Annotated in this window: 26 protein-coding genes; 18 read left to right on the top strand and 8 right to left on the bottom strand. The window is 64.3% G+C overall.

Going from position 1 to position 25,633, the window contains the following annotated elements; all coding sequences use genetic code 11:
* Positions 1–22: 22 nt before the first annotated feature.
* The 4 genes from ACZ5TH_RS14945 to ACZ5TH_RS14930 are packed head-to-tail and all read right to left on the bottom strand — an operon-like array spanning position 23 to position 3,427.
* Positions 23–805 (bottom strand): fumarylacetoacetate hydrolase family protein, encoded by a 783-nt coding sequence (locus tag ACZ5TH_RS14945; protein ID WP_464772709.1) that lies wholly within the window; start codon positions 803–805, stop codon positions 23–25.
* Positions 802–1,317 carry a flavin reductase family protein gene (locus ACZ5TH_RS14940; RefSeq protein WP_449468763.1) on the bottom strand — a complete coding sequence of 172 codons (516 nt, stop codon included), beginning with the start codon at positions 1,315–1,317 and terminating at the stop codon, positions 802–804. Before ACZ5TH_RS14940 ends, ACZ5TH_RS14945 begins: the two co-directional genes overlap by 4 nt.
* Positions 1,310–2,146 carry an alpha/beta fold hydrolase gene (locus ACZ5TH_RS14935; protein WP_464795495.1) on the bottom strand — a complete coding sequence of 279 codons (837 nt, stop codon included), beginning with the start codon at positions 2,144–2,146 and terminating at the stop codon, positions 1,310–1,312. Before ACZ5TH_RS14935 ends, ACZ5TH_RS14940 begins: the two co-directional genes overlap by 8 nt.
* A 60-nt stretch (positions 2,147–2,206) precedes the next feature.
* Positions 2,207–3,427, bottom strand: coding sequence for an acyl-CoA dehydrogenase family protein (locus ACZ5TH_RS14930; protein ID WP_464795496.1), 1,221 nt, complete (start codon positions 3,425–3,427; stop codon positions 2,207–2,209).
* Between the two features lie 287 nt (positions 3,428–3,714).
* Here ACZ5TH_RS14930 and ACZ5TH_RS14925 point away from each other — a divergent pair, with 287 nt between their 5' ends.
* The 18 genes from ACZ5TH_RS14925 to ACZ5TH_RS14840 are packed head-to-tail and all read left to right on the top strand — an operon-like array spanning position 3,715 to position 19,714.
* Entirely contained in the window at positions 3,715–4,641 is a 927-nt protein-coding gene (locus ACZ5TH_RS14925) for a VOC family protein (RefSeq protein WP_464795497.1), read from the top strand.
* A gap of 9 nt (positions 4,642–4,650) precedes the next feature.
* Positions 4,651–5,550, top strand: a complete 900-nt coding sequence (locus ACZ5TH_RS14920; RefSeq protein ID WP_449468756.1) for a CoA transferase subunit A — start codon at positions 4,651–4,653, stop codon at positions 5,548–5,550.
* Positions 5,551–5,561: 11 nt separating this feature from the next.
* On the top strand, positions 5,562–6,359 hold the full coding sequence (locus ACZ5TH_RS14915; RefSeq protein WP_464795498.1) for a CoA-transferase subunit beta: 798 nt from the start codon (positions 5,562–5,564) through the stop codon (positions 6,357–6,359).
* 2 nt (positions 6,360–6,361) lie between these two features.
* Positions 6,362–7,264 (top strand): enoyl-CoA hydratase, encoded by a 903-nt coding sequence (locus ACZ5TH_RS14910; protein ID WP_464795499.1) that lies wholly within the window; start codon positions 6,362–6,364, stop codon positions 7,262–7,264.
* A complete protein-coding gene (locus ACZ5TH_RS14905) occupies positions 7,264–8,352 on the top strand; it encodes an NAD(P)H-dependent flavin oxidoreductase (protein WP_464795500.1) in 1,089 nt (362 codons plus the stop codon). Before ACZ5TH_RS14910 ends, ACZ5TH_RS14905 begins: the two co-directional genes overlap by 1 nt.
* Positions 8,353–8,367: 15 nt before the next feature.
* Positions 8,368–9,117 (top strand): enoyl-CoA hydratase family protein, encoded by a 750-nt coding sequence (locus ACZ5TH_RS14900; protein WP_464795501.1) that lies wholly within the window; start codon positions 8,368–8,370, stop codon positions 9,115–9,117.
* Complete coding sequence (locus tag ACZ5TH_RS14895) at positions 9,117–10,271, top strand: acyl-CoA dehydrogenase (RefSeq protein ID WP_464795502.1); 1,155 nt, start codon at positions 9,117–9,119, stop codon at positions 10,269–10,271. Before ACZ5TH_RS14900 ends, ACZ5TH_RS14895 begins: the two co-directional genes overlap by 1 nt.
* An 11-nt stretch (positions 10,272–10,282) precedes the next feature.
* On the top strand, positions 10,283–11,323 hold the full coding sequence (locus tag ACZ5TH_RS14890) for an acyl-CoA dehydrogenase family protein (RefSeq protein WP_464795503.1): 1,041 nt from the start codon (positions 10,283–10,285) through the stop codon (positions 11,321–11,323).
* A 2-nt stretch (positions 11,324–11,325) separates the two neighbouring features.
* Positions 11,326–12,477: an acetyl-CoA C-acetyltransferase gene (locus tag ACZ5TH_RS14885; RefSeq protein ID WP_464795504.1), complete on the top strand. Its 1,152-nt coding sequence runs from the start codon at positions 11,326–11,328 to the stop codon at positions 12,475–12,477.
* Positions 12,478–12,492: 15 nt separating this feature from the next.
* Entirely contained in the window at positions 12,493–13,143 is a 651-nt protein-coding gene (locus ACZ5TH_RS14880) for a gamma carbonic anhydrase family protein (protein WP_464795505.1), read from the top strand.
* On the top strand, positions 13,140–13,586 hold the full coding sequence (locus ACZ5TH_RS14875; protein WP_464795506.1) for a nuclear transport factor 2 family protein: 447 nt from the start codon (positions 13,140–13,142) through the stop codon (positions 13,584–13,586). Before ACZ5TH_RS14880 ends, ACZ5TH_RS14875 begins: the two co-directional genes overlap by 4 nt.
* Positions 13,587–13,599: 13 nt before the next feature.
* Positions 13,600–14,505, top strand: a complete 906-nt coding sequence (locus tag ACZ5TH_RS14870; RefSeq protein ID WP_464795507.1) for an SDR family oxidoreductase — start codon at positions 13,600–13,602, stop codon at positions 14,503–14,505.
* On the top strand, positions 14,505–15,581 hold the full coding sequence (locus ACZ5TH_RS14865) for an acyl-CoA dehydrogenase family protein (RefSeq protein WP_464795508.1): 1,077 nt from the start codon (positions 14,505–14,507) through the stop codon (positions 15,579–15,581). Before ACZ5TH_RS14870 ends, ACZ5TH_RS14865 begins: the two co-directional genes overlap by 1 nt.
* The gene (locus ACZ5TH_RS14860) at positions 15,578–16,369 is read left to right on the top strand and encodes an SDR family oxidoreductase (protein ID WP_460988414.1); all 792 of its coding nucleotides are present in this window, start codon (positions 15,578–15,580) and stop codon (positions 16,367–16,369) included. The genes ACZ5TH_RS14865 and ACZ5TH_RS14860 overlap by 4 nt, the downstream gene beginning before the upstream one ends.
* Position 16,370: 1 nt before the next feature.
* A complete protein-coding gene (locus tag ACZ5TH_RS14855) occupies positions 16,371–16,832 on the top strand; it encodes a MaoC family dehydratase (protein WP_464795509.1) in 462 nt (153 codons plus the stop codon).
* A gap of 5 nt (positions 16,833–16,837) precedes the next feature.
* Entirely contained in the window at positions 16,838–17,278 is a 441-nt protein-coding gene (locus tag ACZ5TH_RS14850) for a nuclear transport factor 2 family protein (RefSeq protein ID WP_464795510.1), read from the top strand.
* 57 nt (positions 17,279–17,335) lie between these two features.
* Complete coding sequence (locus tag ACZ5TH_RS14845) at positions 17,336–18,538, top strand: acetyl-CoA C-acyltransferase (protein WP_464795511.1); 1,203 nt, start codon at positions 17,336–17,338, stop codon at positions 18,536–18,538.
* A 3-nt stretch (positions 18,539–18,541) separates the two neighbouring features.
* The gene (locus ACZ5TH_RS14840; RefSeq protein ID WP_464795512.1) at positions 18,542–19,714 is read left to right on the top strand and encodes an acyl-CoA dehydrogenase family protein; all 1,173 of its coding nucleotides are present in this window, start codon (positions 18,542–18,544) and stop codon (positions 19,712–19,714) included.
* 42 nt (positions 19,715–19,756) lie between these two features.
* Here the strand turns inward: ACZ5TH_RS14840 and ACZ5TH_RS14835 are convergent, their stop codons facing one another.
* From ACZ5TH_RS14835 to cofH, 4 genes are all read right to left on the bottom strand, one after another.
* Complete coding sequence (locus ACZ5TH_RS14835; protein ID WP_464795712.1) at positions 19,757–20,998, bottom strand: CaiB/BaiF CoA transferase family protein; 1,242 nt, start codon at positions 20,996–20,998, stop codon at positions 19,757–19,759.
* Between the two features lie 153 nt (positions 20,999–21,151).
* On the bottom strand, positions 21,152–22,264 hold the full coding sequence (locus ACZ5TH_RS14830) for a helix-turn-helix transcriptional regulator (RefSeq protein WP_464795711.1): 1,113 nt from the start codon (positions 22,262–22,264) through the stop codon (positions 21,152–21,154).
* A 51-nt stretch (positions 22,265–22,315) separates the two neighbouring features.
* The gene (locus ACZ5TH_RS14825; RefSeq protein ID WP_464795710.1) at positions 22,316–23,191 is read right to left on the bottom strand and encodes an HpcH/HpaI aldolase/citrate lyase family protein; all 876 of its coding nucleotides are present in this window, start codon (positions 23,189–23,191) and stop codon (positions 22,316–22,318) included.
* On the bottom strand, positions 23,191–25,500 hold the full coding sequence (gene cofH, locus ACZ5TH_RS14820; RefSeq protein ID WP_464795709.1) for a 5-amino-6-(D-ribitylamino)uracil--L-tyrosine 4-hydroxyphenyl transferase CofH: 2,310 nt from the start codon (positions 25,498–25,500) through the stop codon (positions 23,191–23,193). Before cofH ends, ACZ5TH_RS14825 begins: the two co-directional genes overlap by 1 nt.
* Positions 25,501–25,633 lie beyond the last annotated feature (133 nt).

Below are 25,633 nucleotides of genomic sequence, written 5' to 3'. Positions count from 1 at the left end.
AGCGATGCGCCACTTTTCATATTCAGATAAAGCGCGCGGTGCAGCTGCCAACCCCGTGGAGCTGCATCTCGAATATATCGCCTGGCCGCGCCGGTTCGAGCGGCACCAGGCTGCCCGACAATATCACATCCCCGGCGTCGAGCGTTACCCCATAGGCGCCCAGCGTATTGGCGAGCCAGGCGACCGCCTGCGCTGGCGATCCCTGCACCGCATGGCCATAGCCTTCCGAGAGCGGCTGCCCATTCTTGGTGACGGTGACATGGAGATTGGGGAGGTCATGGTCGCGCGGGTTTGCGCGCGCCTCGCCCAGCACATAGACGCCGCAGGAGGCATTGTCGGCGACGGTATCGACGATGCCGATCTTCCAGTCCTGGATGCGGCTGTCGACGATCTCGAAACAGGGAACGATGCTCTCCGTCGCAGCGATCACATCTTCCGCCGTGACGCCCGGCCCCTTGAGGCTGTCTTTCAGGATGAAGCCGATCTCCGCCTCGGCGCGCGGCGCGATGAGGCCGTTTGCCGCGACATCGATATCGCCCTCGATATACATGCGGTCGGTCAGGAAACCGAAATCGGGCTGGTGCACGCCCAGCATGTCCTGCACGGCCTTGGAGGTGACGCCGATCTTCTTGCCGATGACGCGCTCGCCATCACCCTTGCGGCGTTCGAGCGCGCCAAGCGAGATCGCATAGGCGTCATCGATGCCAAGCTGCGGGTAACGTGCCATCAGCGGCGGCACGGTGCGCCCCTCGCGCAGCGCCTGGTAGAGCTCGTCCGCCAATGTTTCGTTCAGGCTATCGCTCACAGATAGGCTCCGTCCTGGAAGATGAGGGGATCGACCGCGTCGGACAGGCGCACCGCCTTGACCCGGGCGATGACGATGCTGTGGGTGCCAAAGGGGGTCATGCTCTCGATCGTGCAGGAGAGGTTGGCCTGCGCTTCATCGAGGATGGGAAGGCCATGGGCATCGGGGGTCCAGCTGCCAACGCCAAAGCGCGCCTCGCGCGCCACCGCGCCGCCGAATGCTGCCGACACTTCGCGCTGGTGGCGCGAGAGGAGGTTGATGCTGACCGGACAGCCGGGCGAGAGATGGGCGTGGATGCCCGCTGTCTGGTTGACGCAGACGAGGACCGCTGGCGGGTCCATGGTGAGTGAGGTGATCGAGGTCGCGGCCATGCCGACCGGCGTCTTGCCCTCGCCCAGCGCGGTGACGATCGCCACGCCCGAGGGCAGGCGGCGCATCGCGCCCTTAAGGCCAGCGGTGACATCGACGGGCTCTGGAACAGGCACGGATTGCGCAGGAGCAGCGTCAGCCATTCTTCAGGAAGTCCAGCGAGTAGCGGTTGAACTCTGCCGCCCGCTCGACCTGCACCCAATGGCCGGTCTGCGAGAAGGTGAGGCAGCGCACGTCGGGGCAGGCGTCGAGGAACAGGCGGGCGTGGCTTTCGGGACAGAATTCGTCATTGAGGCCCCAGAGGACGAAGATGGGCTGCTTGACCTCGCCCAGGCGCGGCCCAAGGTCGGGGGTCTTGACGCGGGCGAGCACATCCTTGGGCTGGGTGCGCGCGACGGCAAAACGTTCCTCGACCAGCGCGTCGGTGATCAGGTGCGCCGAGGATGGGTGCATGAGGTTGCCGATCAGGCGGCGCTGTTCCTCGATGTTGAATTCAGGGCTGCCAAAGCCCGAGCGCATCTTGGCGATGCCGGACATGGTGAAATAGCTCATCTGTTCCGCCACGCAGCCCGGCGCCATCAGGACGAGCTTGCCGATGGTGAATTCAGGGTGGTCGAGCGCGATCTGGAGGGCGATGCCGCCGCCGAGCGAATTGCCGATGAGGTGGCCGCCGGTGATGCCATGTTGCTTGAGCGCATCGAGCAAAGTTTGCGTGAACAGCTCGAGCGGATAATCGGTCTCGGGCTTGGAGGAGGCGCCATAGCCGATGAGGTCGGGCAGGATGACGCGGTAACCGGCATCGGCAAAATCTTGCGCATTGTTGCGGAAGTTGGACGCGCCCGATGCGCCGGGACCGCTGCCATGGATGAAGATGACGGTGGGGGCGTTTGCCTGCGCCCCTGCGATTTCCGCGATCGAAATCTCATATCCGCCCGCAACGCTATAGGTCTTGCGGATCAATTCACTGCCCATGGATATCCTCTTTTGTCCTGGCCCGATGCTGTCCAGATGTCAGATGGTCAGATGCTCGCTTCAGATGAAGGTGAAGGCGGGCGGTTCGCCATTGATCGTGCCGATGACATCGCTGGTGCGGTTGGCCGGGTCATTGGCGACATGAGCGCGCGCGGCGTGGAGGTCGAGCCAGGGCTGGAGGATCGGGCTCGACATATAGACCGCCCGGCCGCCCAGCAGCTTGACCATGCCGTCGGCCAGTTCGGCCATGCGGCGCACGACGCTGGCGGACTGGTAGGCAAAGAGCGCGCGCTTTTCCATCGGCACGGGCTCATTGCGGCCCGCATAGTCCATGAGGTCATTGAAGGTCGTGCGGTGGGTGAGTTCCATCTCGTTGGTCTCGGCGATCGCGCGGGCGATGGCGGCGTGGAGATTGGGGTCGGCCTTGGACGCCTTGCCGGTGTTGGTCGAGACGCGGTTGCCCATGATCTCCATCGCAGCGCCAGTGGCGGCGCGGATGCCGCCGAAGGCGGCGCTGGAGACCGAGCGGATGAAGAGCTGCGCCCAGGGGATGCGGTAGAGCGGGGCGGTGTTGGTTTCCTGGCCCGGATTGGTCCCGGCAAAGCCGTCGCTGGCCTTGTGGGTGCGGTGTTCGGGCACGAACACGCGCTCGACGACGATGTCGAAGCTGCCGGTACCCTGAAGGCCGAACGTGTCCCAGGTGCCTTCGATCACCTGATAGTCGGAGCGCGGCAGCAGGAAGGTGCGCATGTCGGGCGGGCCGCCATCGGTGTCGAAATTGATCGCGCCAAGCAGCACCCAACCGCAATGGGAGGAGCCTGAGGAGAAGCCCCAGCGGCCCGACAGGTAGAAGCCCCCTTCGACCTTTTCCACCTTGCCGACCGGCTGATAGGTGGAGGAGACGAGCATGTCGGGATCATCGCCCCACACTTCCTTCTGCGCCTCGTCATGGAAGAGGGCGAGTTCATAGGGGTGGCAGCCCAGCACGCCGTAGATCCAGCCTGTCGACATGCAGCCTTCGGCAAGCGCCTTCTGGATTTCGAAGAAGACATTGGGGTGCATCTCATAGCCGCCGTAACGCTTGGGCTGGAGCACGCGGAAGAAGCCGGCCGCCTTCATCTCGGCGACGGTTTCGGGGGGCACGTCATGGGCGATGGTGCAGGCGCGCGCGCGCTGGCGCAGCGTCGGGATCATGGCCCTGGCTTTGGCGATCAGACTTTCGGGCGAAGGTATCCCGGCATTCGCCTCGTCAATGGGTCGGCTTGCTACTGCCCCGGTCATGATCTTCTCCATTGTAGGCGACTCTACTTCAGATTTGCTATATGCGTAGATTATGTAAACTGCTATTACGCAAACTGTCAAGGCAAACAGGGCTTGCGCATTTGGGCCGTTGCTTATAGGCGGATTGGGAACGAATTGCCATAAGCTCGTGAGCGCGCTTAACTGCCCCTCCTTGCCAAGCGCGAAACAGGCGGCAGCGCTTGCCATATGCGTATGGGGAAGGTCATTTTGCAACGCTCTGCGGCAGAGCATGGCTGGCAGACAGGAAAGAAGGCGAGGCGCTTGAAATGGCAGTGATATCGCTAGGCTATGTGGTGATCGAGGCGCGGGAGCTCGGGCCGTGGCAGGATTTTGCCTGCAATATCGCAGGGCTGATGGCGGCCCCTTCGCCGGACGAAGACGTCGCGCTGTTTCGCATGGACGACCGGCCCTGGCGCCTGCGGGTGCAGAAAGGCGCGGCCGACCGCTTCGTGGCGCCGGGCTGGGAATGCGCGAATCGTGACGCCTTCGAATCGGTGCTGGCCCGCCTCGAGGCGGCGGGCCGTCCGGTGGAACGGGCGGGGGTCATGGAAGCGCGTGGCCGTCAGGTCTATGAACTGGCCCGCTCGTCCGACCCGGCGGGTAACCCGATGGAGCTCTTCTACGGCCGCTTCGTCGACTACGCCCCCTTCGTCTCGCCCGCGGGCGTCAGCCGCTTCGTGACCGGCAGCCCCCATGGCGCGGACGGCGACATGGGGATGGGCCATGTCGTGCTCACTGCCCCCAATTTCGACGAGACCCACGCCTTCTACAAAGAGGTCATGGGCTTTGGCGACACCGACCTTGGCCGCTTCTACCTGATGGGTGGGGGCGCGGATGATCCGGGCGTGGGCTTTGCCTTCATGCACTGCAATGGCCGCCATCACAGCCTGGCGCTTGGCCAGCTGCCCGAAAGCCCCAATGGCGCTGTCCACATGATGCTCGAGGTCGGCTCCCTCGAGGATGTCGGCCGCGCCTATGACCGGGTTTTGAAGAGCAAGGGCAAGGTGCCGCTCTCGGCAACGCTGGGCCGTCATGTCAACGACAAGATGACCAGCTTCTACATGCAGACGCCCGGCGGCTTCGACATCGAATATGGCTGGAACGGCCTGGTAATCGACCCGGCGACCTGGGTCCCCACCACCAGCCTTTCTGTAAGCGACTGGGGCCATAAATGGGCTCATGAGCAGGACTGACGCAAAAGGATGACTGACATTATGCTCGACAAGCGCATGAGCGTCGACGACATCGTCGACCAGATTTCCGACGGGATGACCATCGGCATCGGCGGGTGGGCCACGCGCCGCAAGCCCATGGCGCTGATCCGCGCCATCGCCCGCTCGAACCTGAAAGACCTGACCGTCATGGCGGGCTATGGCGGCATGGACATCGGCCTGCTCGCCGCCACCGGCAAGATCAGGAAGCTGGTCTTCGCCTTTGCCAGCCTCGACCATTATCCGCTCGAACCCCATTTCCGCAACGCCCGCCAGGCGGGCGCCTTCGAGGTGCTCGAGCTTGACGAGGGCATGTATCATTGGGGTCTGCGCGCAGGCGCGATGAAGCTGCCCTTCCTGCCGACGCGCGTGGGCATCGGCACCGACATCATCACGCAGGACGGCTTTGACTTCAAATTCGTGAAGAGCCCCTATGCCGATGGCGAGGAATTCGTCGCCATGCCAGCGCTGGTGCCCGACATCGCGCTCATCCATGCCCATCGTTCCGACGAGCGCGGCAATATCCTCACCCTCTCGGTCGATCCGATCTTCGATGAACTGCTCGTGCGCGCAGCCAAGAAAAGCTACGCGACGGTCGAGAAGATCGTGCCGACGGCTGAGCTCGATATGAAGAAGAACAGCCGCTACAACCTCGTCGAGCGCGCGATGATCACCGGCGTTGCCGAGGCACCCTTGGGCGCGCATCCCTCGAGCGCTGACCCCGACTATCAGCTCGATCTCAAGCACATCAAGACCTATGTCGAAAGCGCCGCCTCGCCCGAAGCCTGGGCCGAGTATAAGGCGAAATATATCGACGTGTCGGAAGCCGATTATCAGGCAGCGATCGGCGGCGCGGACGCCGTCAAGCAGCTCCCCGTCCCCATTTACTAAGCGAGAGACCCATGACCCAGAACAGCTATTCGCTCGCTGAACTCGTCATCGCCGCCTGCGCCGAAGTTTGGCGCGAGAATGGCGAGGTGATGGCGACCGGCATCGGCCCCCTCCCCCGCATCGGCGCTGGCCTTGCCAAACTGAGCTTCGCGCCCGCGATCCAGACCACCGATGGCGAGGCCTGGTACACCAGCGAGCCGGTCGGCCCGGGCAAGCGTACCGCCGAGCCAGAATTTGAAGGCATCGCCAATTATGACCGCGTCTTCTCGGCGCTGTGGAGCGGCCGCCGCCATGCGCTGGTCGGGCCGGTGCAGATCGACCGCTATGGCCAGGCGAACATCTCCGTTATTGGCGATCACAAGAAGCCCAAAGCAGCGATGCTGGGCGCGCGCGGATTTCCGGGCAATTCGATCAGCCACCCCAACAGCTTCTTCTTTGCAAACCACAACAAGCGGGCGTTTGTTGAGGGCGAGGTCGATTTCGTGTGCATGGCGGGCTACAACCCGGCGCGCTACCGCAATGGCGCTGCGCCCCAGGGCCTGGACTTGCGCCGCATCATCACCAACCTTTGCGTGATGGATTTCGGCGGGCCGGATCACCAGATCCGCGTGATCTCGCTGCATCCGGGTGTGACGTTCGAGGAAGTGCAGGACAATACCGGCTTCCCGCTGGCAAAAATCGATGGCGAAATCCCCACCACGCCCGCGCCAACGGCCGAGCAGCTGGAGCTGATCGCGAAGATCGACCCCAATAATGTCCGGGCGACCGTGTTCAAGGACAATCCGGCCGGAGACAGAAGGGCAGCCTGACGATGAACGAGACCGACCGCCTGGTCGAACCGCAGCAGGTCGACATTGTTTACGAAACGGATGAGCCGGTCACCTATGAGGTGATCGACCATGTCGCGTGGATCATGATGAACCGTCCGGGCTTCAACAACGCCCAGAACGGCCAGATGACCTATGCCCTTGATGACGCGTTCGTACGCGCCGTGAACGATGACGATGTGCGCGCGATCGTGCTGGGCGGCAACGGCAAGCATTTCTCCGCTGGCCATGACATCGGCACGCCGGGCCGCGACGTGCACCAGCATTTCGAGAACCGGTTGCTGGTGCCCGGCCATGTCAACAAGCCCGCGGCCGAACTGCTCTACACCCGCGAGAAGGAGCAATATGTCGGCATGTGCCGGCGCTGGCGCGATGCGCCCAAGCCCACCATCGCCATGGTGCAGGGGGCCTGCGTCGCGGGCGGCCTCATGCTCGCCTGGGTGTGCGACCTCATCGTCGCGACCGACGACGCCTTCTTCCAGGACCCGGTCAACCGCATGGGCATCCCGGGCGTCGAATATTTCGCCCATGCCTATGAGCTCCCCCCGCGCGTCGCCAAGGAATTCCTGCTACTGGGCGAGCGGATGAGCGCGCAGCGGGCCGAAAGCTTCGGCATGGTCAACAAGATCGTCTCCCGCGAGGCGCTGCGCGAGACGGTGGCAGGCATGGCGGCCAAGCTCGTCGCCCAGCCCCGCCTTGGCAACTGGCTGACCAAGCAGGCGGTCAACCATGTCGAGGAGCTGATGGGCAAGCGCAACGCGATGGACGCGCAATATCATATGCACCATTTCGCCCATGCCCAGAACGACCTCGTCCAGGGCAGTTCGATCGCGGGCCTCGATGCCAAGAAGATGGCCGAGGCCAATAAGAAACAGGCGAGCGAATGATGGGCGATCCGCTGCACACGATCCTGACGGAGCGGCTTGGCTGCCGCTGGCCGATCATCCAGACCGCGATGGGCTGGGTGGCGGAACCCAGCCTCGTCATCGGGTCGAGCAATGCGGGCGCCTTCGGCTTCCTCGGCGCGGCGGTGATGACGCCGGACGAAGCGCGCGAGAAGCTGCTCGCCGTCCGCAAGGGCACCGACCGGCCCTTCGGCGTCAACTTCCACAGCTTTCAGCCCGGCGCTGACGCAATCGTCGAGCTGATCCTCGCCAACAAGGATCAGGTGCGCGCGGTGAGCTTTGGCCGTGGCCCCAATGCCAAGATGATCGGCCGGTTCAAGGATGCGGGCATATTGTGCATCCCCACCGTCGGCGCGGTCAAGCATGCGCAGAAGATGGTCGAGCTCGGCGTTGACATGGTCAATGTCCAGGGCGGCGAAGGCGGCGGGCATACAGGCTCTGTCCCCACCACCGTGCTGCTCCCCCAGGTGCTTGACGCCGTCAAGGTGCCGGTGATCGCGAGCGGCGGCTTTGCCGACGGGCGTGGCCTTGCCGCAGCGCTCGCCTATGGCGCGGTCGGCATCGCCATGGGCACGCGTTTCCTCCTCACCAAGGAAAGCCCGGTCCCCGACAGCGCCAAGGCGGAATATCTCAAGGCCTCGACCGACCGCATCGTCGTCACGACCAAGCTCGACGGCATCCCGCAGCGGATGGTGCGCACCCGCCTGATGGACAAGATCGAGAAATCCGGAAAGCTCGCCATGTGGCTGCGCGCGCTCGAAGCGAGCGCGGCGATGAAGAAGCTGAGCGGGGCCAGCTGGCTCGACATGATCAAGTCGGCCAAGGGCATGACCGGCCATGGCCAGGTGCCCCTGAAGCAGGCGATGATGGCCGCGACCATGCCGATGCTGATCCAGAAGGCGGTGGTCGAGGGCGACATCGAACATGGCGTGATGGCGACCGGCGTGGTCGGCGGACGCATCGTTGAAATACCCAGCTGCCAGGAACTGGTCGATCGCATCGTCGCCGAGGCGCATGAGCGCCTGGCCGCGCTCGCCGCGATGGGCCGCGAGACCGCCAGCGCCGCCTGAAGAAGAGGGAAGACAATGCCGATTACGCTGACCGTCAAGGGCGCCATCGCCGAAATCCTGTTCGACCATCCGCCGGTCAACGCCTTCGACACCAAGGGTTGGGAATCGATCCCGGCCATGGTTTACGAAGCCGCGGCGAATGAAGATGTGAAGTGCATCCTGATCCGCGCCGAAGGCCGCGGTTTCTGCGGCGGCGTCGACATCAAGGAGATGCAGGCCCATCCCGAGCGCATCGCCAAATTGAACAAGGATAATTACCTGACCTTCAAGGCGATCCGCGAATGCGCGATCCCCGTGGTCGGCGCGCTCCACGGCTTCGTCATCGGCGGCGGCGTCAATATCGCGGGCGCCTGCGACGCGCTGATCGCGGCGGAAGGGGCCTATTTCTCGCTGCCCGAGATCGATCGCGGCGCGATGGGGGGAGCCGCCTTCATGAGCCGCATGCTGCCGGTCCAGATGGTGCGCGCCAATTTCTTCACCGGCGGGCGCATTCCGGTCGAGGACGCCTATCGCCACGGATCGGTGCACAAGGTCGTGCCGCTCGAAAATCTCAAGGACGAGGCCTATGCCTTTTGCGAGATCATCGCGTCCAAGAGCCGCGCCGCGCTGGTCATCGCCAAGCAGGCGCTGAACCTCATCGAGCCCACCGACCCCTCGGCCCATTACCGGATCGAGCAGGGCTTCACGCTCGAAATGTACATGCATGAAGACAGCCAGAAGGCGCGCGACGCCTTTGTCGATAACAAGGGCGCGGCGAAATTCTGATGGACCTGACCTATACCCCCGAACAGCAGGCGTTCCGCGCCGAAGTGCGCAGCTGGCTGGAAGCCCATGTGCCGCAGGGATCGCTGGAGCATTTCGACGCAACGCGCGAAGGTTTCGAAGCGCATCGCCAATGGGAAAATACGCTGAAATCGGGCGACTGGGGCATGGTGACATGGCCCAAGGAATATGGCGGGCGCGGCCTTGACCTCATCCAGTGGCTGATTTTCGAGGAAGAATATTATCGCGCCGGGGCGCCGGGCCGCGTCAACCAGAATGGCATTTTCCTGTTGGGTCCGACGCTGATCGAATTCGGCACTCATGAGCAGAAGCAGCGTTTCCTGCCCAAGATGGCGTCGGGCGAGGAAATCTGGGCGCAGGCCTGGTCCGAACCGATGGCCGGGTCCGATCTGGCAGGCGTGCGGGCGACCGCCGTGCGTGAGGGCGACGAATATATCCTGAACGGCCACAAGATCTGGTCTTCCCGCGCGGTGTTCGCCGACTGGGCATTCGGCCTGTTCCGCGAGCCGGGCAGCGAGCGGCACAAGGGCATGAGCCTGGTCTTCTTCCCGCTGAATGCGCCGGGCGTGACGGTCAATGCGATCAAGAAGATCAACGGCCATGTCGGTTTCGCCGAGATTTTCCTCGAAAATGTCCGCGTCCCCGCCTTCAATCGCCTCGGCGACGAAGGCCAGGGCTGGCATATCTGCATGGCGACCGCAGGCTTTGAACGCGGCCTCATGCTGCGCTCCCCTGCCCGCTATCAGGTAGCAGCGAAGAAGCTTGCCGAGCTGTGGACCGCCAACAAAGAAACGGCCGACCCCGCGCTCGAAGCCGATGTCGTACGCGCGCACATGAATGCCGACGCCTATGCGCTCAACATCTACCAGACCGCCTCGCGGCTGATGGCGGGCGCCAAGATCGGCCCGGAGGCGTCGACCAACAAGATCTTCTGGTCCGAACTCGACATTCACCTCACGCAAACCGCGCTCAATATCCTGGGACCGCAGGCCGAACTCACGCACGAAGCGCCGGACGCGAACCCCGTCGACTGGATCGACGACTATATCTTCGCGCTCGCAGGCCCGATCTATGCCGGGTCGAACGAGATCCAGCGCAACATCATCGCCGAGCGCATGCTCGGCCTGCCGCGCTAAGGGGATTTAAGATGGATTTCACCTTAAGCGAAGAACAGCTGATGTTCGCCGAGACCGCGCGCTCGCTGTTCGCCGACAGCTGCACGCCCGATCATTGGCGCAAGATGATGGAAGCAGGCGTGGCGCGCGACGATGCGCGCTGGGCCTCCATCGTGGAAACCGGGCTGACGCTGGTGCTGCTGCCCGAAAGCGCGGGTGGCATCGGGCTTGGCGAGACTGACTTTGCCCTGATTGCGCAGGAAGCGGGTTATGTCGCGCTGCCCGAGCCGTTGGTGGAAAGCGCAGGGGTCGCCGCGCCGATGCTGGCGGCGCTGGCCCCCGACAGTGACGTGCTGGCCGATCCGAGCGCGACGATTGCGATCCAGCATCCGCTCAACCCCTTCGTCGCCAATGCGGACAGCGCGGCGGCTATTATCCTGCATGATGGCGGTGAGGCCTATCTGGTGACGCCCGATCAGGTGATGCTGACGGCGCAGCCCAGCATCGATCCGTTCCGCCGCATCTTCTCCGTCGCGTGGAGCAAGGACAAGGCGACGGCTTTGGGCAAGGCGGATTGGGACTTGGCGCTCGACCGCGCGGCGCTGTTCAACGCTGCCTTTGGCCTCGGCCTGGCCCAGCGGTCGGTCGACCTCGCCGTCGACTATGCCAAGGAACGGCAGCAGTTCGGAAAGCCCATCGGCAGCTATCAGGCGGTCAAGCATCACCTGGCCTCCGCTCAGGTCGCGATTGAATTCGCCAAGCCCGTGGTGGCAGCGGCGGCCGCCGAAATCGGCGCGCGCGACACGCAAGCCCGCGCCCGTGTCAGCCATGCCAAGCTGGTGGCCCTTGAGGCCGCCGACAAGGCCGCCCGCGCCTCGATCCAGGTGCATGGCGCGATGGGTTACAGCTGGGAGGTGGACGTCCACCTCTTCTTGAAGCGCGCCCTTGCCCTGACGCAAACATGGGGCACCCCCGCCCATCACCGCGCGCGCATCGCCACGCGCATCTTCACCCAGCCCATGGGGCCGGACCAGACCTTTGCCAGAGACGCTGGACAAAAGCAGGAAGCTTGAAAATGCCTGAAGCCTATATCGTCGACGCCGTCCGCACCCCCATCGGCCGCAAGAAGGGCAGCCTCGCCGCCGTCCATCCCGCCGACCTTGGCGCGCACCCGATCCGCGAACTGGTCAAGCGCACCGGCATCGACCCGTCAGGCGTCGATGACGTGGTGTGGGGCTGCACCGAGACGATCGGCGGCCAGGCAGGCGATATCGGCCGCACCGCATGGCTGGTCGCAGGCCTGCCGGAGGAAATCCCCGGCGTCACCGTCGACCGCCAGTGCGGCTCTTCGCAGCAGGCCGTCCACTTCGCCGCGCAAGGCGTGATGAGCGGCACCCAGGATCTGGTGGTCGCGGGCGGCAGCCAGGCGATGAACCAGATCCCGATCATGGCCGCGATGATCGCGGGCGCGCAATATGGTTTCGACAGCCCGTTCCACGGGTCGAAGGGCTGGGTCGAGCGCTATGGCATGGAAGAGGTCAACCAGATCAAGTCGGCCGAGATGATCGCCGACAAATGGGGCATCAGCCGGGAAGCGATGGAAGCCTTCGCCCTCGCCTCCCACCAGCGCGCGCAGGCCGCCTGGGACAATGGCTGGTTCGATCATGAAGTCGCACCGCTCGAGGGCCTCACCCGCGACGAAACCATCCGCCCCACCACCTCGCTTGAGGGCCTCGCGTCCTTGAAGCCCGTCAATGAAGGCGGCATCGTCACCGCAGGGGTCGCCAGCCAGAATTGCGACGCCGCCGCCGCGCTGCTGATCGCCAGCGAGCAGGCGGTCAAGGACCATGGCCTCAAGCCCCGCGCGCGCATCCATCACCTGTCCGTCCGCGCCGCCAACCCGGTGTGGATGCTGACCGGCCCGATCCCCGCCACCCAATATGCGCTCAAGAAGGCGGGCATGGCGATCGGCGACATCGATCTGTTCGAATGCAACGAGGCCTTTGCCAGCGTCACCATGGCCTGGATGAAGGAACTCGCTATCCCGCACGAAAAGGTCAATGTGCAGGGCGGCGCGATCGCGCTCGGCCATCCGATCGGGGCTACCGGCGCGCGGCTGATGACCACGCTGCTGGGCGCCCTTGAACGCACCGGCGGCCGCTATGGCCTCCAGACCATGTGCGAAGGCGGCGGCCAGGCCAACGTCACCATCATCGAGCGGCTCTAAGAGACGAGGCGCTCCATGCCCGCCTACGCCTATCAGGGGATCACCCCCGTCGTCGATCCGACCAGCTACGTCCATCCGCTCGCGTCGCTGATCGGCGACGTGATCGTGGGGCCGGGCTGCTTCATCGCGCCGGGTGCCTCGCTGCGGGGCGATTTCGGGCGGATCGTGGTGGAAGGCGACAGCTCGATCCAGGACAATGTGTCGGTCCATGCCAACCAGTTGCGCGACACGGTCATCCGTCGCGGCGCGACCATCGCCCATGGCTCGATCATCCATGGCTGCGAGATCGGCGAAAATGCGCTTGTCGGGATGAACGCGGTGATCCTCGACAATGCCGTCATAGGTGACGAAAATCTCGTCGCCGCCCTTGCCCTTGTGAAGTCCGACACGGTGACCCCGCCACGCAGCCTGGTCGTCGGCAATCCGGCCAAGGTGGTCAAGACCTTCGAGCCGCATCAGGTCACCTGGCGCAACAATGGCGAGGGCGAATATCAAAAGCTCGCCAAGGCCGCGCTGACTGGGCTGGTCGAGGCCGAGCCGCTGCGCGAAGCCAGCCCGGAGCGGCAGGCGCAGCGCGTGGCGTCGGACGCTGTCGCCGTGCGCCTCACCGGCGAGACCGCGCAGCATCGTGAGAAACAGGCGGCGCAGCGGGAAGGCCAAGCATGAACAGCGCTGTCGCCATCACCAACCTCCTCTACCGCTATGCCGAACTGATGGACGCAGGCGACCTCGAAGGCGTCGCCGCCCTGTTCGAGCGCGCGGCGATCAAGACCGGCGGCGGCGAAATGGTCGAAGGCGCAGCGCCGATGCTGGCGCTCTGGCGCGCTCATGTGCGCATCCATGACGATGGCACGCCGCGCACCAAACATGTCATCACCAATCCCATCGTCGAGGTGGACGAGGACGCGGGCACCGCCACCTGCCGCTCTTACTATACCGTGTTTCAGGCAACGCAGGACCTGCCGCTCCAGGCGATCTGCGCGGGCCGCTATCATGACGCCTTCGTCCGCACGGACGGGGCATGGCATTTTTCCGGGCGGGATTATTCCCTGCTCGATCTCGTTGGGGACTTGAACCAGCATCTGCTGATCCCCGTCGCAGCGCAATGAAGGAGTAAGGCAAGTGGGTATCTGCGAAGGACGTGTTGCGATCGTGACCGGGGCGGGCAATGGGCTGGGCAAGGCCTATGCGCTGGGTCTCGCGGCGCAAGGCTGCAAGGTCGTGGTCAACGACCTTGGCGTTGGCACCCATGGCGAGGCGGGCGAAACCAAGGGCGCGGCCGAGCAGGTGGTCGATGAGATCCGCGCCATGGGCGGCGAGGCCGTCGCCAACACCGACGATGTCGCTGAATGGGACTCAGGCAAGCGCATGGTCGAACAGGCGCTCGACAGCTTCGGGAGCTTGCATGCCGTAGTCAACAATGCAGGCTTCGTGCGCGACCGCATGTTCTTCACCTGTAGCCCGGAAGAATGGGACGCGGTGATCCGCGTCCATCTGCGCGGCCATTTCTGCACCTCGCGCCACGCCGCTGAATATTGGCGCGCGCAAAGCAAGGCCGGCAACCCGGTCGATGCGCGCATCATCAACACGACCTCTGGCGCGGGCTTGCAGGGCTCGGTCGGCCAGTCGGCCTATTCGACCGCCAAGGGCGGCATCGCCACGCTCACCCTCGTACAGGCCGCCGAGCTTGGCCGCCTGGGCATCACCGCCAATGCGCTCGCGCCCAATGCCCGCACCCGCATGACCAATACCGGCGCGTTCGACATGGAGGCGAAAGAAGGCGAGTTCGACCTGTTCGCGCCGGAAAACATGGCGCCGCTGGTCGCCTATCTGGTGTCGGAACAGTCGAAGGGCGTGACGGGCCAGGTGTTTGAATTGAAGGGCGGACAGGTCTTCCTCTCGCAAGGCTGGACCGACAGCCCCGCCTTCGACAAGGGTGCGCGGATTGACGCCAGCGAGATGGACGCGATCGTGCGGGGGCTTCTCCAAACCCGCGAGCCTGCAAAGCCCGTTTACGGAGCCGCCTGATGGACTTCGCGCTCAGCGACGACCAGCGCGCGATCCAGGAAGCGGCGCGTGACTTCCTGACCGACGCCGCCAACCCGGATGTCATCCGCGCCGCCGTCGAAGGGACGAGCGGCTTTGACGAGAGCCTGTGGTCGAGCCTTGGCGAAATGGGTTTTGCCGGACTGATGATCCCCGAAGCCCAAGGCGGCCTTGGCCTGGGCGCGGTCGAAATGGCGCTGGTCCTCGAAGAAACCGGCCGGGTCCTCGCGCCCGTGCCCTTCTTCGAGACCGCCGTGCTCGCCGTGCAAGCCATCCTGGCGGCAGGCAGCGAGGAACAGAAGGCAGCGCTGCTCCCCCGCCTCGCGTCGGGCACGCGCGCCAGTTTCGCCGGGACCGCAAGCCGCCCGACCCTCACCAACGGCAAGCTCAGCGGCACCGCGCAGTTCGTGACCTTCGGCCATGTGGCAGAGCTGATCGTGGTGGCCACCGCTGACGAGAGCCTCATCGTCCTCGAAGCCGACACCCCCGGCCTCGTCATCGAGGCGCTGCCCGCGCTCGACCGCACCCGCCGCTTTGCGACGCTGACCTTCGATTGCGCCGTGACGCCGGAGATGATCCTGGGCGCCCCCGGCAGCGCCAAGGCCGCGATCGCGCGCACCCTCACCATCGGCGCTGGCCTGCTCACCGCCGAACAGACCGGCGGCATGCAGTACAGCCTCGACGCCACCGTCGACTATGCCAAGCAGCGCGTCCAGTTCGGCCGCCTCATCGGCTCCTTCCAAGCCTATAAACATATGCTCGCCGACATGATGCTGCTGGTCGAAGCCTCGCGCTCGGCCGCCTATTATGCCGCCGCCGCGATCGATGAAAATGGCGAGGAACTGGCCGAGGCGGCCCATGCCGCGCGCGCCTATGTCTCCGACGCCTATTGCTCGGTCGCAGGCGACGCCATCCAGCTTCATGGCGGCATCGGCTTTACCTGGGAACATCACGCCCATCTCTATTTCAAGCGCGCCAGAGCTTGCGCCAGCTGGCTCGGAACCCCCGACCAGCATCGCGAAGCCCTCGCCCAGATCATCATGAAGGACGCCGCATGACCCCGACTTCTCCTGTGCCCCCCTATCCGACCCCGCTCGGCATGCTCAAGGGCAAGACCGTGGTCGTCACCGCCGCGGCCGGCACCGGCATCGGCTTTGCCGCCGCCAAGCGCGCCGCCGAGGAAGGGGCAAAGCTCCTCATCAGCGACTTCCACGAACGCCGCCTCAATGAAGCGGCCGACCGCATCGCTGACGAAGCCAAGGTCGAGCGTCCCGCCACCTTCGTGTGCGACGTCACCAGCGAGGAGGCCGTGCAGGCCCTGCGCGACGCATCGCTCGCAGCATTGGGCAAGGTCGATGTCCTCATCAACAATGCGGGCCTGGGCGGCGAGGCCGACATCGTCGATATGACCGACGAGCAGTGGGCGCGCGTGTTCGACGTCACCTTGACCTCGCTGTTCCGCATGACCCGCGCCTTCCTGCCGTCAATGTATGCCAACAAGTCGGGCGTCATGGTCAACAACGCCTCGGTGCTGGGCTGGCGCGCGCAAAAGGGCCAGGCCCATTATGCCGCCGCAAAGGCAGGGGTGATGGCCTTCACCCGCTGCGCCGCGATCGAGGCGGCCGAACATGGCGTACGCATCAATGCGGTCTCGCCATCCCTTGCCATGCACCCCTTCCTCGCCAAGGTGACCACCCAGGAAGCTTTGGACAAGCTGGTCGAGAAGGAAGCGTTCAAGCGCCCCGCCGAGGTCTGGGAAATCGCCAATGTGATGATGTTCCTCGCCTCTGACCTCTCCTCCTACATGACCGGCGAGATCGTCGCGGTCTCGAGCCAGCGGGCGTAAGATGGCGACCATCTTCGAGAATCCCCGCGACCTGCTCGGCAAGGAAGGCACCAAGCTCGACACCGCCGACTGGCTCACCATCGACCAGCCGCGGATCGACGCCTTTGCCGAGTGCACCGGCGACCATCAGTGGATCCATGTCGATCCGGTGCGCGCCAAGGACGGTCCGTTCGGCGCGACCATCGCGCATGGTTACTTGACCCTTTCCCTCGTCAACCTGTTCATGCCCCAGATCGTCGAGGTCCGGCGGTTTTCCGCAGGGGTCAATGTCGGCATGGACAGGACCCGCTTCCTCAATCCGGTGGTCGTTGGCTCGCGCATTCGCGGTACCGGCGAAATCGTCTCGGTCGAGGAAGTGAAGGGCGGCGCCATCCAGGCGGTGATCCGCGTCACCGTCGAGATCGAAGGAAAAGACAAGCCCGCCTGCGTGGTCGATACCATCAACCGCTATTTTCCGGAATAACGGCCTTGGCCCGCGCCATCCTCGCCCTCACATTGAGCCTTCTCGCCGCTACCCCAGCTGGAGCCAAAACCATGCCCGATCCCGTCAAGATGGAATCCGCCGTCCACGCCTATGTCGCCGCGTTCGAAGCGGGCAGCGCCGACCAGGTCGCCGCCCTCTATGCGCAGGATGCAACCGTTGAAGACCCGATCGGCTCGCCCATCCACAAGGGCCGCGAAGCCATTCGCGCCTTTTACGCGCAATCGATGCAGACCGGCGCGAAATTGAAGCTCGAAGGCCCGGTGCGCGTGGCAGGCGATTATGCCGTCTTCCCCTTCTCGGTGAACCTCAACTATGATGGCGGCCACAAGCGCATCGACGTCATCGACACCTTCCGCTTCAACGACGCCAATGAAGTGATTGAAATGCGCGCCTTCTGGGGCCCCACCAACATGCACGGCTTCTAAGCCGCCCACCTTCTCCCGGCGGGCGCGAAACATAGAAATAGACAAGGACATTTACCCATGCGTGAAGCAGCCATCATCTCGACCGCCCGCACTGGCGTTGGCAAAGCCTATCGCGGCGCGTTCAACGACACCGAAGCGCCGTTCATGTCCTCCCATGTGGTCGACGCCGCCATCGCCCGCGCTGGCATCGATCCCGCCCGCGTCGATGACGTGTATCTGGGCGTCGCCAACCAGTGGAACACGCAAAGCTACAATGTCGGCCGTTTGACCGTCCATGGCTCGGTCCTCCCCGACACCACCAGCGGTTTTTCGATGGACCGCAAATGCTCGTCCGGCCTCAATGCGCTGGCGTTCGCCGCACGCGGCATCATCGCCAATGAGATTGACTGCGCCGTCTCGGGCGGCGTGGAAAATGTCTCGCTCACCATCGACAAGCATTATCCCGCCTTCCGCAACCGCTCCGAGTTCATCAAGGCGCGCGATCCCAACGCCTATATGGTGATGATCGAGACCGCCGAGATCGTCGCCGAGCGCTATGGCATCAGCCGCGAGGACCAGGACCGCTTTGCCGCCCAGTCGCAGCAGCGCGCCGCCGCCGCCCAGGCCGCAGGCAAGTTCGATGACGAAATCGTTCCGATCACGGTCACCAAGGCCCTGTTCGACAAGGAAGGCAATGAGACCGGCAAGGAAGAGCTGACGCTTGACCGTGACGAGGGCATCCGCGCGGGCACGACCTACGAAAAGCTCGCGGAGCTGAAGCCCGTGTTCAAGAACGGACAGGTCATCAAGGAAGGCAAGCACGTCACCGCGGGCAATGCCAGCCAGCTATCCGACGGCGCCTCGGCCCAGGTCGTCATGGACCTTGCCACCGCGCAGAAGGAAGGCCTGCCCATCCTCGGCATCTATCGGGGTTTTCAGGTCGCAGGCTGCGGCGCCGACGAAATGGGCATTGGTCCTGTATTCGCCATCCCCAAGCTGCTCGAGCGCGCAGGCCTCAAGATGGACGACATCGGCCTGTGGGAACTCAACGAAGCGTTCGCCAACCAGGCGATCTACTGCCAGCGCACCTTGGGCATCGATCCGGACAAGCTCAACGTCAATGGCGGCGGCATCGCCATCGGCCACCCCTTCGCCATGACCGGCTCGCGCCTTGCTGGCCATGCCCTCATCGAAGGCAAGCGCCGCGGCGTCAAATATGTGGTCGTCTCCATGTGCGTCGCGGGCGGCATGGGCGCGGCCGGTCTGTTCGAGGTCGCCTGATCCATGCAACTCGCCTTCGCCCCTGAATTGAAAGCCTTCCGCGAGGAGGCCGCGAGCTGGCTCAACGAGCAGCTCGCCGGTCCCTTCAAGGCCATCCGCGGCCAGACCAACCAGGTCGACAATGTCGAGCTACGCCGCGCCTGGGAAGCCGCCCTGGGCGAAGCGCGCTGGAGCGTCATTGGCTGGCCTGAGCAATGGGGCGGGCGGGGTGCCTCGATCGCCCAGCAGATCATCTTCGCCGAGGAATATGCCCGCGCCAAGGGACCGCCGCGTGCCGGGCACCTGGGGGTCGAGCTGCTCGGGCCAACGCTGATCGCGATGGGCAGCGAAGAGCAAAAGGCCCGGTTCCTCCCCGACATCGCCACCGGCAAGGCGATCTGGTGCCAGGGCTATTCTGAACCCGGCGCGGGATCGGACCTGGCCAACGTCAAGACCAAGGCCCGGCTCGAAGGCGACCGTTACATCATCGATGGGCAGAAGATCTGGACCTCGATGGGCACGATCGCCGACTGGTGCTTCGTGGTTGCCCGCACGCAGCCCGGGAGCGTCGGCAACAAGGGCCTCTCGTTCCTCATGGTCCCCATGGACCAGCCCGGGGTCACCCCCCGCCCGATCCGCCAGATGACCGGCGAGGCCGAGTTCGCCGAAGTGTTCTTCGATGGCGCGGAAGCGCTCGCGATCGACCGCATTGGCGAAGAAGGCGAAGGCTGGAAGGTCGCCATGGCCCTGCTCGGGTTCGAACGCGGGGTATCCACCCTCGCCCAGCAGATGCAGTTCAGGAACGAACTCGACGACATCATCGCCATCGCCAAGGCCAACGGCAAGGCAACCGACCCCCTCACCCGCCAGAAGATCGCCACCGCCCATGCCGGGCTCAAGATCATGCGCTACAACGCCCTGCGCATGCTCTCAGGCAGCGAAGCCAATCCCGAACTCACAGGCGCCGCCTATACCTACAAGCTCTACTGGTCCCGCTGGCACGTGGCGCTCGGCGACCTCGCCATGGCGGTCATGGGACAACAAGGCGAAATAGGCATCAACGACGAACGCATGGGTCCCCTCACAACCATGCACCTCATGTCTCGGTCCGATACCATCTACGCCGGTACAGACCAGATACAACGCAACATCATCGCCGAACGCGGATTAGCTATGCCAAGAGAACCCAGAGGATGAGGAATATCCGGCGACCCCATAAGAGCCGCCGGAGCCACCCGATCAGATGATTTTCGATCCATGCAGTTCGGCGATGCGCGCTTCGTCATAGCCTAGTTCGCCCAACACCTCGGCACTATGTTCACCAAGAAGCGGCGGCGCCCGGCGGATCGTCGCTGGCGTTTCGGACATATTGGCCAGCGGACTGGCGATCAGGTCGACCGTACCGGCCTCCGCCCAGGGATGCGGCGTCGTCACCCGAAGGCCGCGATGCTGGACCTGCGGATCTTCCCAAACCTCGGGCAGCTCATTGTAGCGCGCGGCGGGGATGCTCACCTCATCAAACTTCGCCTGAAGCTCTTCAGAGGTGAAGCCACGGCTCCATTCATTGATGATGTCCATCAACTCCAGACGGTTCAACTTGCCGCGCTTGAAATTCTCATCGAAGCGGGGGTCCTGATATAGTTCAGGCTGTCCCATCAGCACCGTCAAACGCCGCCAATGCTCGTCACCGCCAGCGGTGAGATACAGCATGCCATCCTTGGTATGGATGAGATCAGCGGGGCCGCCGCCATTGCCGCCATTGCCAAGGCGCGGCGGGACCACGCCACTCAGCAGATAATCCTGCATGATATGGCTGACCATCGCGACCGAACTATCCAGAAGGGCGATATCGACATGCTGACCCTCACCAGTCTGGTTACGATGCTGGAGTGCCGCCAGTATGGAAATGGCGACATTATGGCCGGTGATGAAATCGACGAGGCTAGGACCAGCCTTGAGCGGCCCGGCTCCCGGCTGCCCGTCCGGAATGCCGGTGACGGCCATCATCCCGCCCGTCGCCTGGAACAAACCATCATAGCCCGGCCGCGCAGCCATCGGTCCCGTTTGGCCAAAGCCCGTGACCGAACAATAGATAAGGCGCGGATTGATCGCCTTCAGGCTCTCATAATCCAGCCCGAACCGCTTCAGATCGCCCACCTTGTAATTTTCGATCAGGACGTCCGCAGTCTCTACCAGCTTGCGCAGGATTTCCTGCCCCTCAGGCTTGCTATGGTTCAGCGTGATCGATCGTTTATTGCGGTTAGCCGCCGTGAAAAAGCCCGCTTGGCGGACATTCATTCCATCTTTGCCCTTCACCTCGGCAAGACCATATACCCGGCCATCATCTCCAACGCCCGGACGTTCCACCTTGATCACGTCGGCGCCCAGGTCGCCCAATATCTGCGCGCCCACGGGGCCTGCGAGCACCCGAGTCATGTCGATGACGCGGATGCCTTCGAGGGCTGCCTTCTTATTGCTCATAGTCGCCTGCCCCTCCAAATTGATATGCGTAGCGTTGGGCGGCCCTTTATCCACTTTTCCGTCAAAGCGCCAGACGACAGGCCGCGAAACTTGCAGTCGAACGATGAAAAATCTGCAGTTTCAAAACAGCGGAAATGGCTGGATCGCACGCCATCATGCAAAGGGCGCCAGCCCCGTGAGGATCAGCCGCACCAGATCCGCTTGCCCCTTCGCCCCCGTCTTTTCATATATCCGCTTCGAATAATTACGCGCCGTTTCCGTGGTCAGATTAAGCTGCTCACCCGCCCCAACGATGCTTTCGCCCAAACTCAGCGCGTGAGCCAGCGCCGCCTCGCTGCCCGACAAGCCATGCAACGCCGCCAAAGTACCCACTGCCGCCTGCGCAGGCTCGCGGCGGGCCATACGCACTATCCCTATCACGGCGGGCAAGGCGCACGGTTCACTCAGCGCCAGGTCCGACTTGCGCAGCAACAGGTCGATATCCCTGCTATCGTCGATCCGGATCACCCGCGTCGCGCCCGGTGGCGCCGATGCCATTTCCGCGCAGGCCCGGTTGAGCGCATGAGTAGCTTCGGGCAGCAACTGCAACCGCCGCTCCGGACTTGGTCCCGGCTTCATCGTGAAGGCTAGCATCGCCTCGGCCGCAGGATCAGCAGCCATCACCCGACCGCCCCAATCGAACGCCAGTTGCGCGACGCCCAACCGGGAAAGCGCGCCCTGCGCCATGGCAACCTGCAATCGCGCCTCGATCAACGCCACCAGCGTCCGCAGCGCAGCGGCGAAATGCGGCACGATGCTCGACAGCACGGCAACGGCAGAGGCGGAAAAATCCTCCCGCTCTCTCACCAGCAGGAAATGTGCATCAGCCACCCCGCCCGCCGCCACACGCATCCATCGGCCATAGCGGATGTTCATTTCGTTCAACGCCTCGCGCTGCCGCACCAATTCATCCGCGTCATCGTAATTCAGCATCTCGTCCAGCGCATAGACGCGCCCCGGACGCAGCGATCCATAAGGATGCAGGCGCAACGCATCCAGCCGCCGGAAGTCCAAAGGCGGCTCCTGCGACGCGCGCGGCGCGGCGATGTGGATGACGGTCGGTTCCTGCTCAGGCATGGCATTGGCCAGAGAGATGATCAGAAAAGCCCGCCGCGCATAGGTGCGCCCCACCAGATTGCGGATGAAAGCGCCAAAAGGCGGGCTTTCATGAATACCGTCCACCAGAGGCAGGAACAGCTCATTCTGATCGGCCCAGAGAGAACCCATGTCCACCCTCTCCCATATGGGAGAGGGACCGTCAACCCGGACGGATCAGGCTCAACAACGAGCCAGCAGCGCCTGCGCTTTCTTAAGGTGAGGTCGGTCGATCATTTTGCCATCCAATGTCAGGACCCCCGCGCGGGGATTGGACGCAAACGCATCTACTACCGCCTGCGCCCGCGCAATCTCCTCTTCCGACGGCGTAAAGGCGGCATTGATCACCGGCACTTGGTCAGGATGTACGGCCATCATGCCCAGAAAACCGTCGCGCGCGCCGCGCTGCGCATAGGCCGCGAGACCATCCAGATCCCGAATCGCCGGATATACCGTCTCGATCGGCGGCACATCGGCGGCGCAGGCTGCAAATAGCGTGAGCGCACGCGCTATCTCATAGGGTGACGTATAGCTGCCATCGGCATGCCGTGCCGAAAGGGCGCCGATCGCGGCGGGCAAATCCTCCGCCCCCCATGTCAGGCCCGCCAACCGCTCCGACACATCACCATATTCACCCAACCGAAAGATCGCCTTGGGGGTTTCCGTGGCGATAGGCAGGATCAGCGCCCGATCATCGCCTCGTTGGCGCAATCGCTGGTCCAAATCCCTGATCGACGCCGCGCCCTCCGCCTTGGGCAACATGATCCCGGCCGGGCGGCCCCCGATCACCGCGTCGAGGTCCGCATCCGTGAGTCCGCCGTCGAGCGGATTTACCCGGACGAAAAGCATGACTTCGCTGTCCGCAGCCTCCTTCAGGAACGCCGCCACCTCTTCCCGCGCCCCCGCCTTGGCACCAATGGCAACGGAATCTTCAAGATCGAGGATCAACGCGTCCGCGCCGCTTGCCAACGCCTTGCGCATCCGCTCGGGTCGGTCGCCAGGTACGAACAGCAATGATCGCAAGCGCCGCGACCGGGGGGTTCCAGTTTGATCGCCCATCAGGCGGCTACCTCCTGCTTGACTGTGCCATAGAGCGTCGTGCGCTGCCGGGCGAAGCGGCCCGCCGCCTCGGCCGTGCGGTGCATACGCTCCACATCGAAAAATTGGCCATGCGTGCCACCTGCCGCACGCGTGATCGACTCGTCCATCAACACTCCCCCCAGATCATTGACGCCCGCGCCAAGTGCAGCAATTACGCCCTCCTCGCCCAGCTTCACCCAACTCGCCTGGATGTTCGGGATGGCGCCATGCAACGCGATCCGCGCCACCGCCTGCATCAGCATCGCTTCACGGAAGCTGGGGCCTGACCGTGCCTTGCCCTTTCGCCACATCGGCGCTTCCATATGGACGAAGGGCAGCGGCACGAACTCGGTAAAGCCGCCCGTCTCCGCCTGAAGATCGCGCACCACCCGCAAATGCCGCGCCCAGTGGCGATAATCGTCGACATGGCCAAACATGATGGTCGCGGTGCTTTTCAGGCCGACCCGATGCGCGGCGCGCATGACGGCGATCCACTCATCCGCCGACAGCTTGTCGGGACAGATGATCGCCCGCACTTCCTCATGCAGTATTTCGGCGGCCGTGCCGGGCAGGGTCGACAGCCCCGCCTCCTTCAACATCGCCAGATAGGGTTCCAGCCCCATGCCCAGCGTCGATGCGCCATGCGTAATCTCCAGCGGGGAAAAGGCATGGACATGGATGCCCGGCGCCGCATCCCGCACCGCCTTCACAATCGACAGATAGGTGTGGCCGTCATAGTCCGGATGGATGCCGCCCTGCAGGCACACTTCGGTCGCGCCCCGCGCCTGCGCTTCGGCCGCGCGACGTCCCACTTCGTCCAGATCGAGCCGGTAGGCAGGCCCCCGCAGCGCCTTCGCCGTCCCCTTGGAAAAGGCGCAGAAACCACATTTATAGGTGCAAATGTTCGTATAATTGATGTTGCGGTTGATGACATAAGTGACCGCGTCACCCACCGCCTCGCGCCGCAATGCATCGGCGGCATCTATCACTCGCCGCACATCCGAGCCGGTAGCCTTGAACAGCGTGACGATCTCGCTCTCGTCCAGCCCCCGCCCCGCCGCCGCCTTGCCCAATATCGCATCGATCCGCTTGGCCGAAAGCGTCCGTCCGCCAAGTGGCAGCAGCGGCGGCGCCTCACCCGCTCCCGCGCGCCATCGCTCGACGATCGGCAGCCCCCGCGCATCCACCGCCCGACGGACCTTCAGCGCGATGTCCGGCTCCAGCCAGCGCTCCGGCTCCTTGGCATAGACCGGCCCCACCGCCAGCCTTTCGGTCAGCACACGCCCCGCCGCCGCCGCCGCCGCGCCAAGCGCCATCAGATGCGGCCAGGGCGCTTCCGGATTCACATGATCGGGCGTTACCGGAGACACCCCGCCCCAGTCATTGACGCCCGCGCGCATCAACGCCGCAAGGCCATCGGGCTGGAGATTGGGCGGCGCCTGGATGGTCATATCCGGCCCCAAAATCAACCGCGCGGCGGCGACCGTCCACAGATGTTCTTCCACCGGCGGTTCGGCATGATCGGCCATCCGCGTATCCGGCTTAGCCCGGAAGTTCTGGATGATAACTTCCTGAATATGGCCATGCCGTGCATGCGCATCCCGGATCGCCAGCAGCGCCTCCACCCGCTCCATCCGCGTCTCGCCGATGCCGATCAGCAGTCCGGTGGTAAAGGGCACCCGCGCGCGCCCCGCCGCCTCGATCGCCTCCAGCCGCACCGCCGGAACCTTGTCGGGCGAACCATGATGTGGCCCGCCCTTTTCGCACAGCCGCGTCGCCGTGCTTTCCAGCATCAGCCCCATCGATGCCGCGACCGGCCGCAGCATCGCCAGATCATCGTCACCCATGATGCCGGGGTTCAGATGCGGCAACAGGCGCGTCTCCATCAGCACCGCAGCCGCCGCCTCACGCAGATAGCTCAGCGTCGTGTCATGACCCAGCGCCGCCAGCCCATTCCGCGCCACCGTATAGCGATCCTCCGGCCGGTCCCCCAGCGTGAACAGCGCCTCCCGGCATCCCGCCGCCTCGCCCGCGCGCGCAATCTCCAGCACCTGTTCGATCGACAGATAGGGCGCCCCCGCATGGCGCGGCGCCTTGGCAAAGGTGCAATAATGGCAGACATCGCGGCACAGGTGAGTCAGCGGGATGAAAACCTTGCGCGAATAGGTGACGGTCGCCCCGAATGCGGCCAAGGTCATTGCCTCAGCCTGTTCGATCAACGACTCCACCGGCTGCCGGATCAGCGCATGCGCCCATCCCTCGGCCGCTCCGGCCTCTTCTATCCTCATTCCTCGCCTCTTATTATCCGCGTCGATTGCACAGCAGCGTTTAGCTTGGCCCTGCAACCGGGTGGCACAGCTTTTACCGCCCTGACCCTTGCGGCCCACCAAATCAAGCTTTCGACGCCCTGGATGCCGAAAT

The sequence above is a fragment of the Sphingobium sp. TomTYG73 genome (genome assembly GCF_055394245.1).
The sequence above is the reverse complement of the archived record's forward strand: the minus strand, read 5'-3'. Positions and strand labels throughout refer to the sequence as shown.

What these genes read in the sequence shown, in the direction of transcription:
- ACZ5TH_RS14940 (WP_449468763.1), bottom strand. Translation starts at nt 1,317, where the DNA reads ATGGCTGACGCTGCTCCTGCGCAATCCGTGCCTGTTCCAGAGCCCGTC.
- ACZ5TH_RS14935 (WP_464795495.1), bottom strand. Translation starts at nt 2,146, where the DNA reads ATGGGCAGTGAATTGATCCGCAAGACCTATAGCGTTGCGGGCGGATAT.
- ACZ5TH_RS14930 (WP_464795496.1), bottom strand. Translation starts at nt 3,427, where the DNA reads ATGACCGGGGCAGTAGCAAGCCGACCCATTGACGAGGCGAATGCCGGG.
- ACZ5TH_RS14925 (WP_464795497.1), top strand. Translation starts at nt 3,715, where the DNA reads ATGGCAGTGATATCGCTAGGCTATGTGGTGATCGAGGCGCGGGAGCTC.
- ACZ5TH_RS14920 (WP_449468756.1), top strand. Translation starts at nt 4,651, where the DNA reads ATGACTGACATTATGCTCGACAAGCGCATGAGCGTCGACGACATCGTC.
- ACZ5TH_RS14915 (WP_464795498.1), top strand. Translation starts at nt 5,562, where the DNA reads ATGACCCAGAACAGCTATTCGCTCGCTGAACTCGTCATCGCCGCCTGC.
- ACZ5TH_RS14910 (WP_464795499.1), top strand. Translation starts at nt 6,362, where the DNA reads ATGAACGAGACCGACCGCCTGGTCGAACCGCAGCAGGTCGACATTGTT.
- ACZ5TH_RS14905 (WP_464795500.1), top strand. Translation starts at nt 7,264, where the DNA reads ATGGGCGATCCGCTGCACACGATCCTGACGGAGCGGCTTGGCTGCCGC.
- ACZ5TH_RS14900 (WP_464795501.1), top strand. Translation starts at nt 8,368, where the DNA reads ATGCCGATTACGCTGACCGTCAAGGGCGCCATCGCCGAAATCCTGTTC.
- ACZ5TH_RS14895 (WP_464795502.1), top strand. Translation starts at nt 9,117, where the DNA reads ATGGACCTGACCTATACCCCCGAACAGCAGGCGTTCCGCGCCGAAGTG.
- ACZ5TH_RS14890 (WP_464795503.1), top strand. Translation starts at nt 10,283, where the DNA reads ATGGATTTCACCTTAAGCGAAGAACAGCTGATGTTCGCCGAGACCGCG.
- ACZ5TH_RS14885 (WP_464795504.1), top strand. Translation starts at nt 11,326, where the DNA reads ATGCCTGAAGCCTATATCGTCGACGCCGTCCGCACCCCCATCGGCCGC.
- ACZ5TH_RS14880 (WP_464795505.1), top strand. Translation starts at nt 12,493, where the DNA reads ATGCCCGCCTACGCCTATCAGGGGATCACCCCCGTCGTCGATCCGACC.
- ACZ5TH_RS14875 (WP_464795506.1), top strand. Translation starts at nt 13,140, where the DNA reads ATGAACAGCGCTGTCGCCATCACCAACCTCCTCTACCGCTATGCCGAA.
- ACZ5TH_RS14865 (WP_464795508.1), top strand. Translation starts at nt 14,505, where the DNA reads ATGGACTTCGCGCTCAGCGACGACCAGCGCGCGATCCAGGAAGCGGCG.
- ACZ5TH_RS14860 (WP_460988414.1), top strand. Translation starts at nt 15,578, where the DNA reads ATGACCCCGACTTCTCCTGTGCCCCCCTATCCGACCCCGCTCGGCATG.
- ACZ5TH_RS14855 (WP_464795509.1), top strand. Translation starts at nt 16,371, where the DNA reads ATGGCGACCATCTTCGAGAATCCCCGCGACCTGCTCGGCAAGGAAGGC.
- ACZ5TH_RS14845 (WP_464795511.1), top strand. Translation starts at nt 17,336, where the DNA reads ATGCGTGAAGCAGCCATCATCTCGACCGCCCGCACTGGCGTTGGCAAA.
- ACZ5TH_RS14840 (WP_464795512.1), top strand. Translation starts at nt 18,542, where the DNA reads ATGCAACTCGCCTTCGCCCCTGAATTGAAAGCCTTCCGCGAGGAGGCC.
- ACZ5TH_RS14835 (WP_464795712.1), bottom strand. Translation starts at nt 20,998, where the DNA reads ATGAGCAATAAGAAGGCAGCCCTCGAAGGCATCCGCGTCATCGACATG.
- ACZ5TH_RS14830 (WP_464795711.1), bottom strand. Translation starts at nt 22,264, where the DNA reads ATGGGTTCTCTCTGGGCCGATCAGAATGAGCTGTTCCTGCCTCTGGTG.
- ACZ5TH_RS14825 (WP_464795710.1), bottom strand. Translation starts at nt 23,191, where the DNA reads ATGGGCGATCAAACTGGAACCCCCCGGTCGCGGCGCTTGCGATCATTG.
- cofH (WP_464795709.1), bottom strand. Translation starts at nt 25,500, where the DNA reads ATGAGGATAGAAGAGGCCGGAGCGGCCGAGGGATGGGCGCATGCGCTG.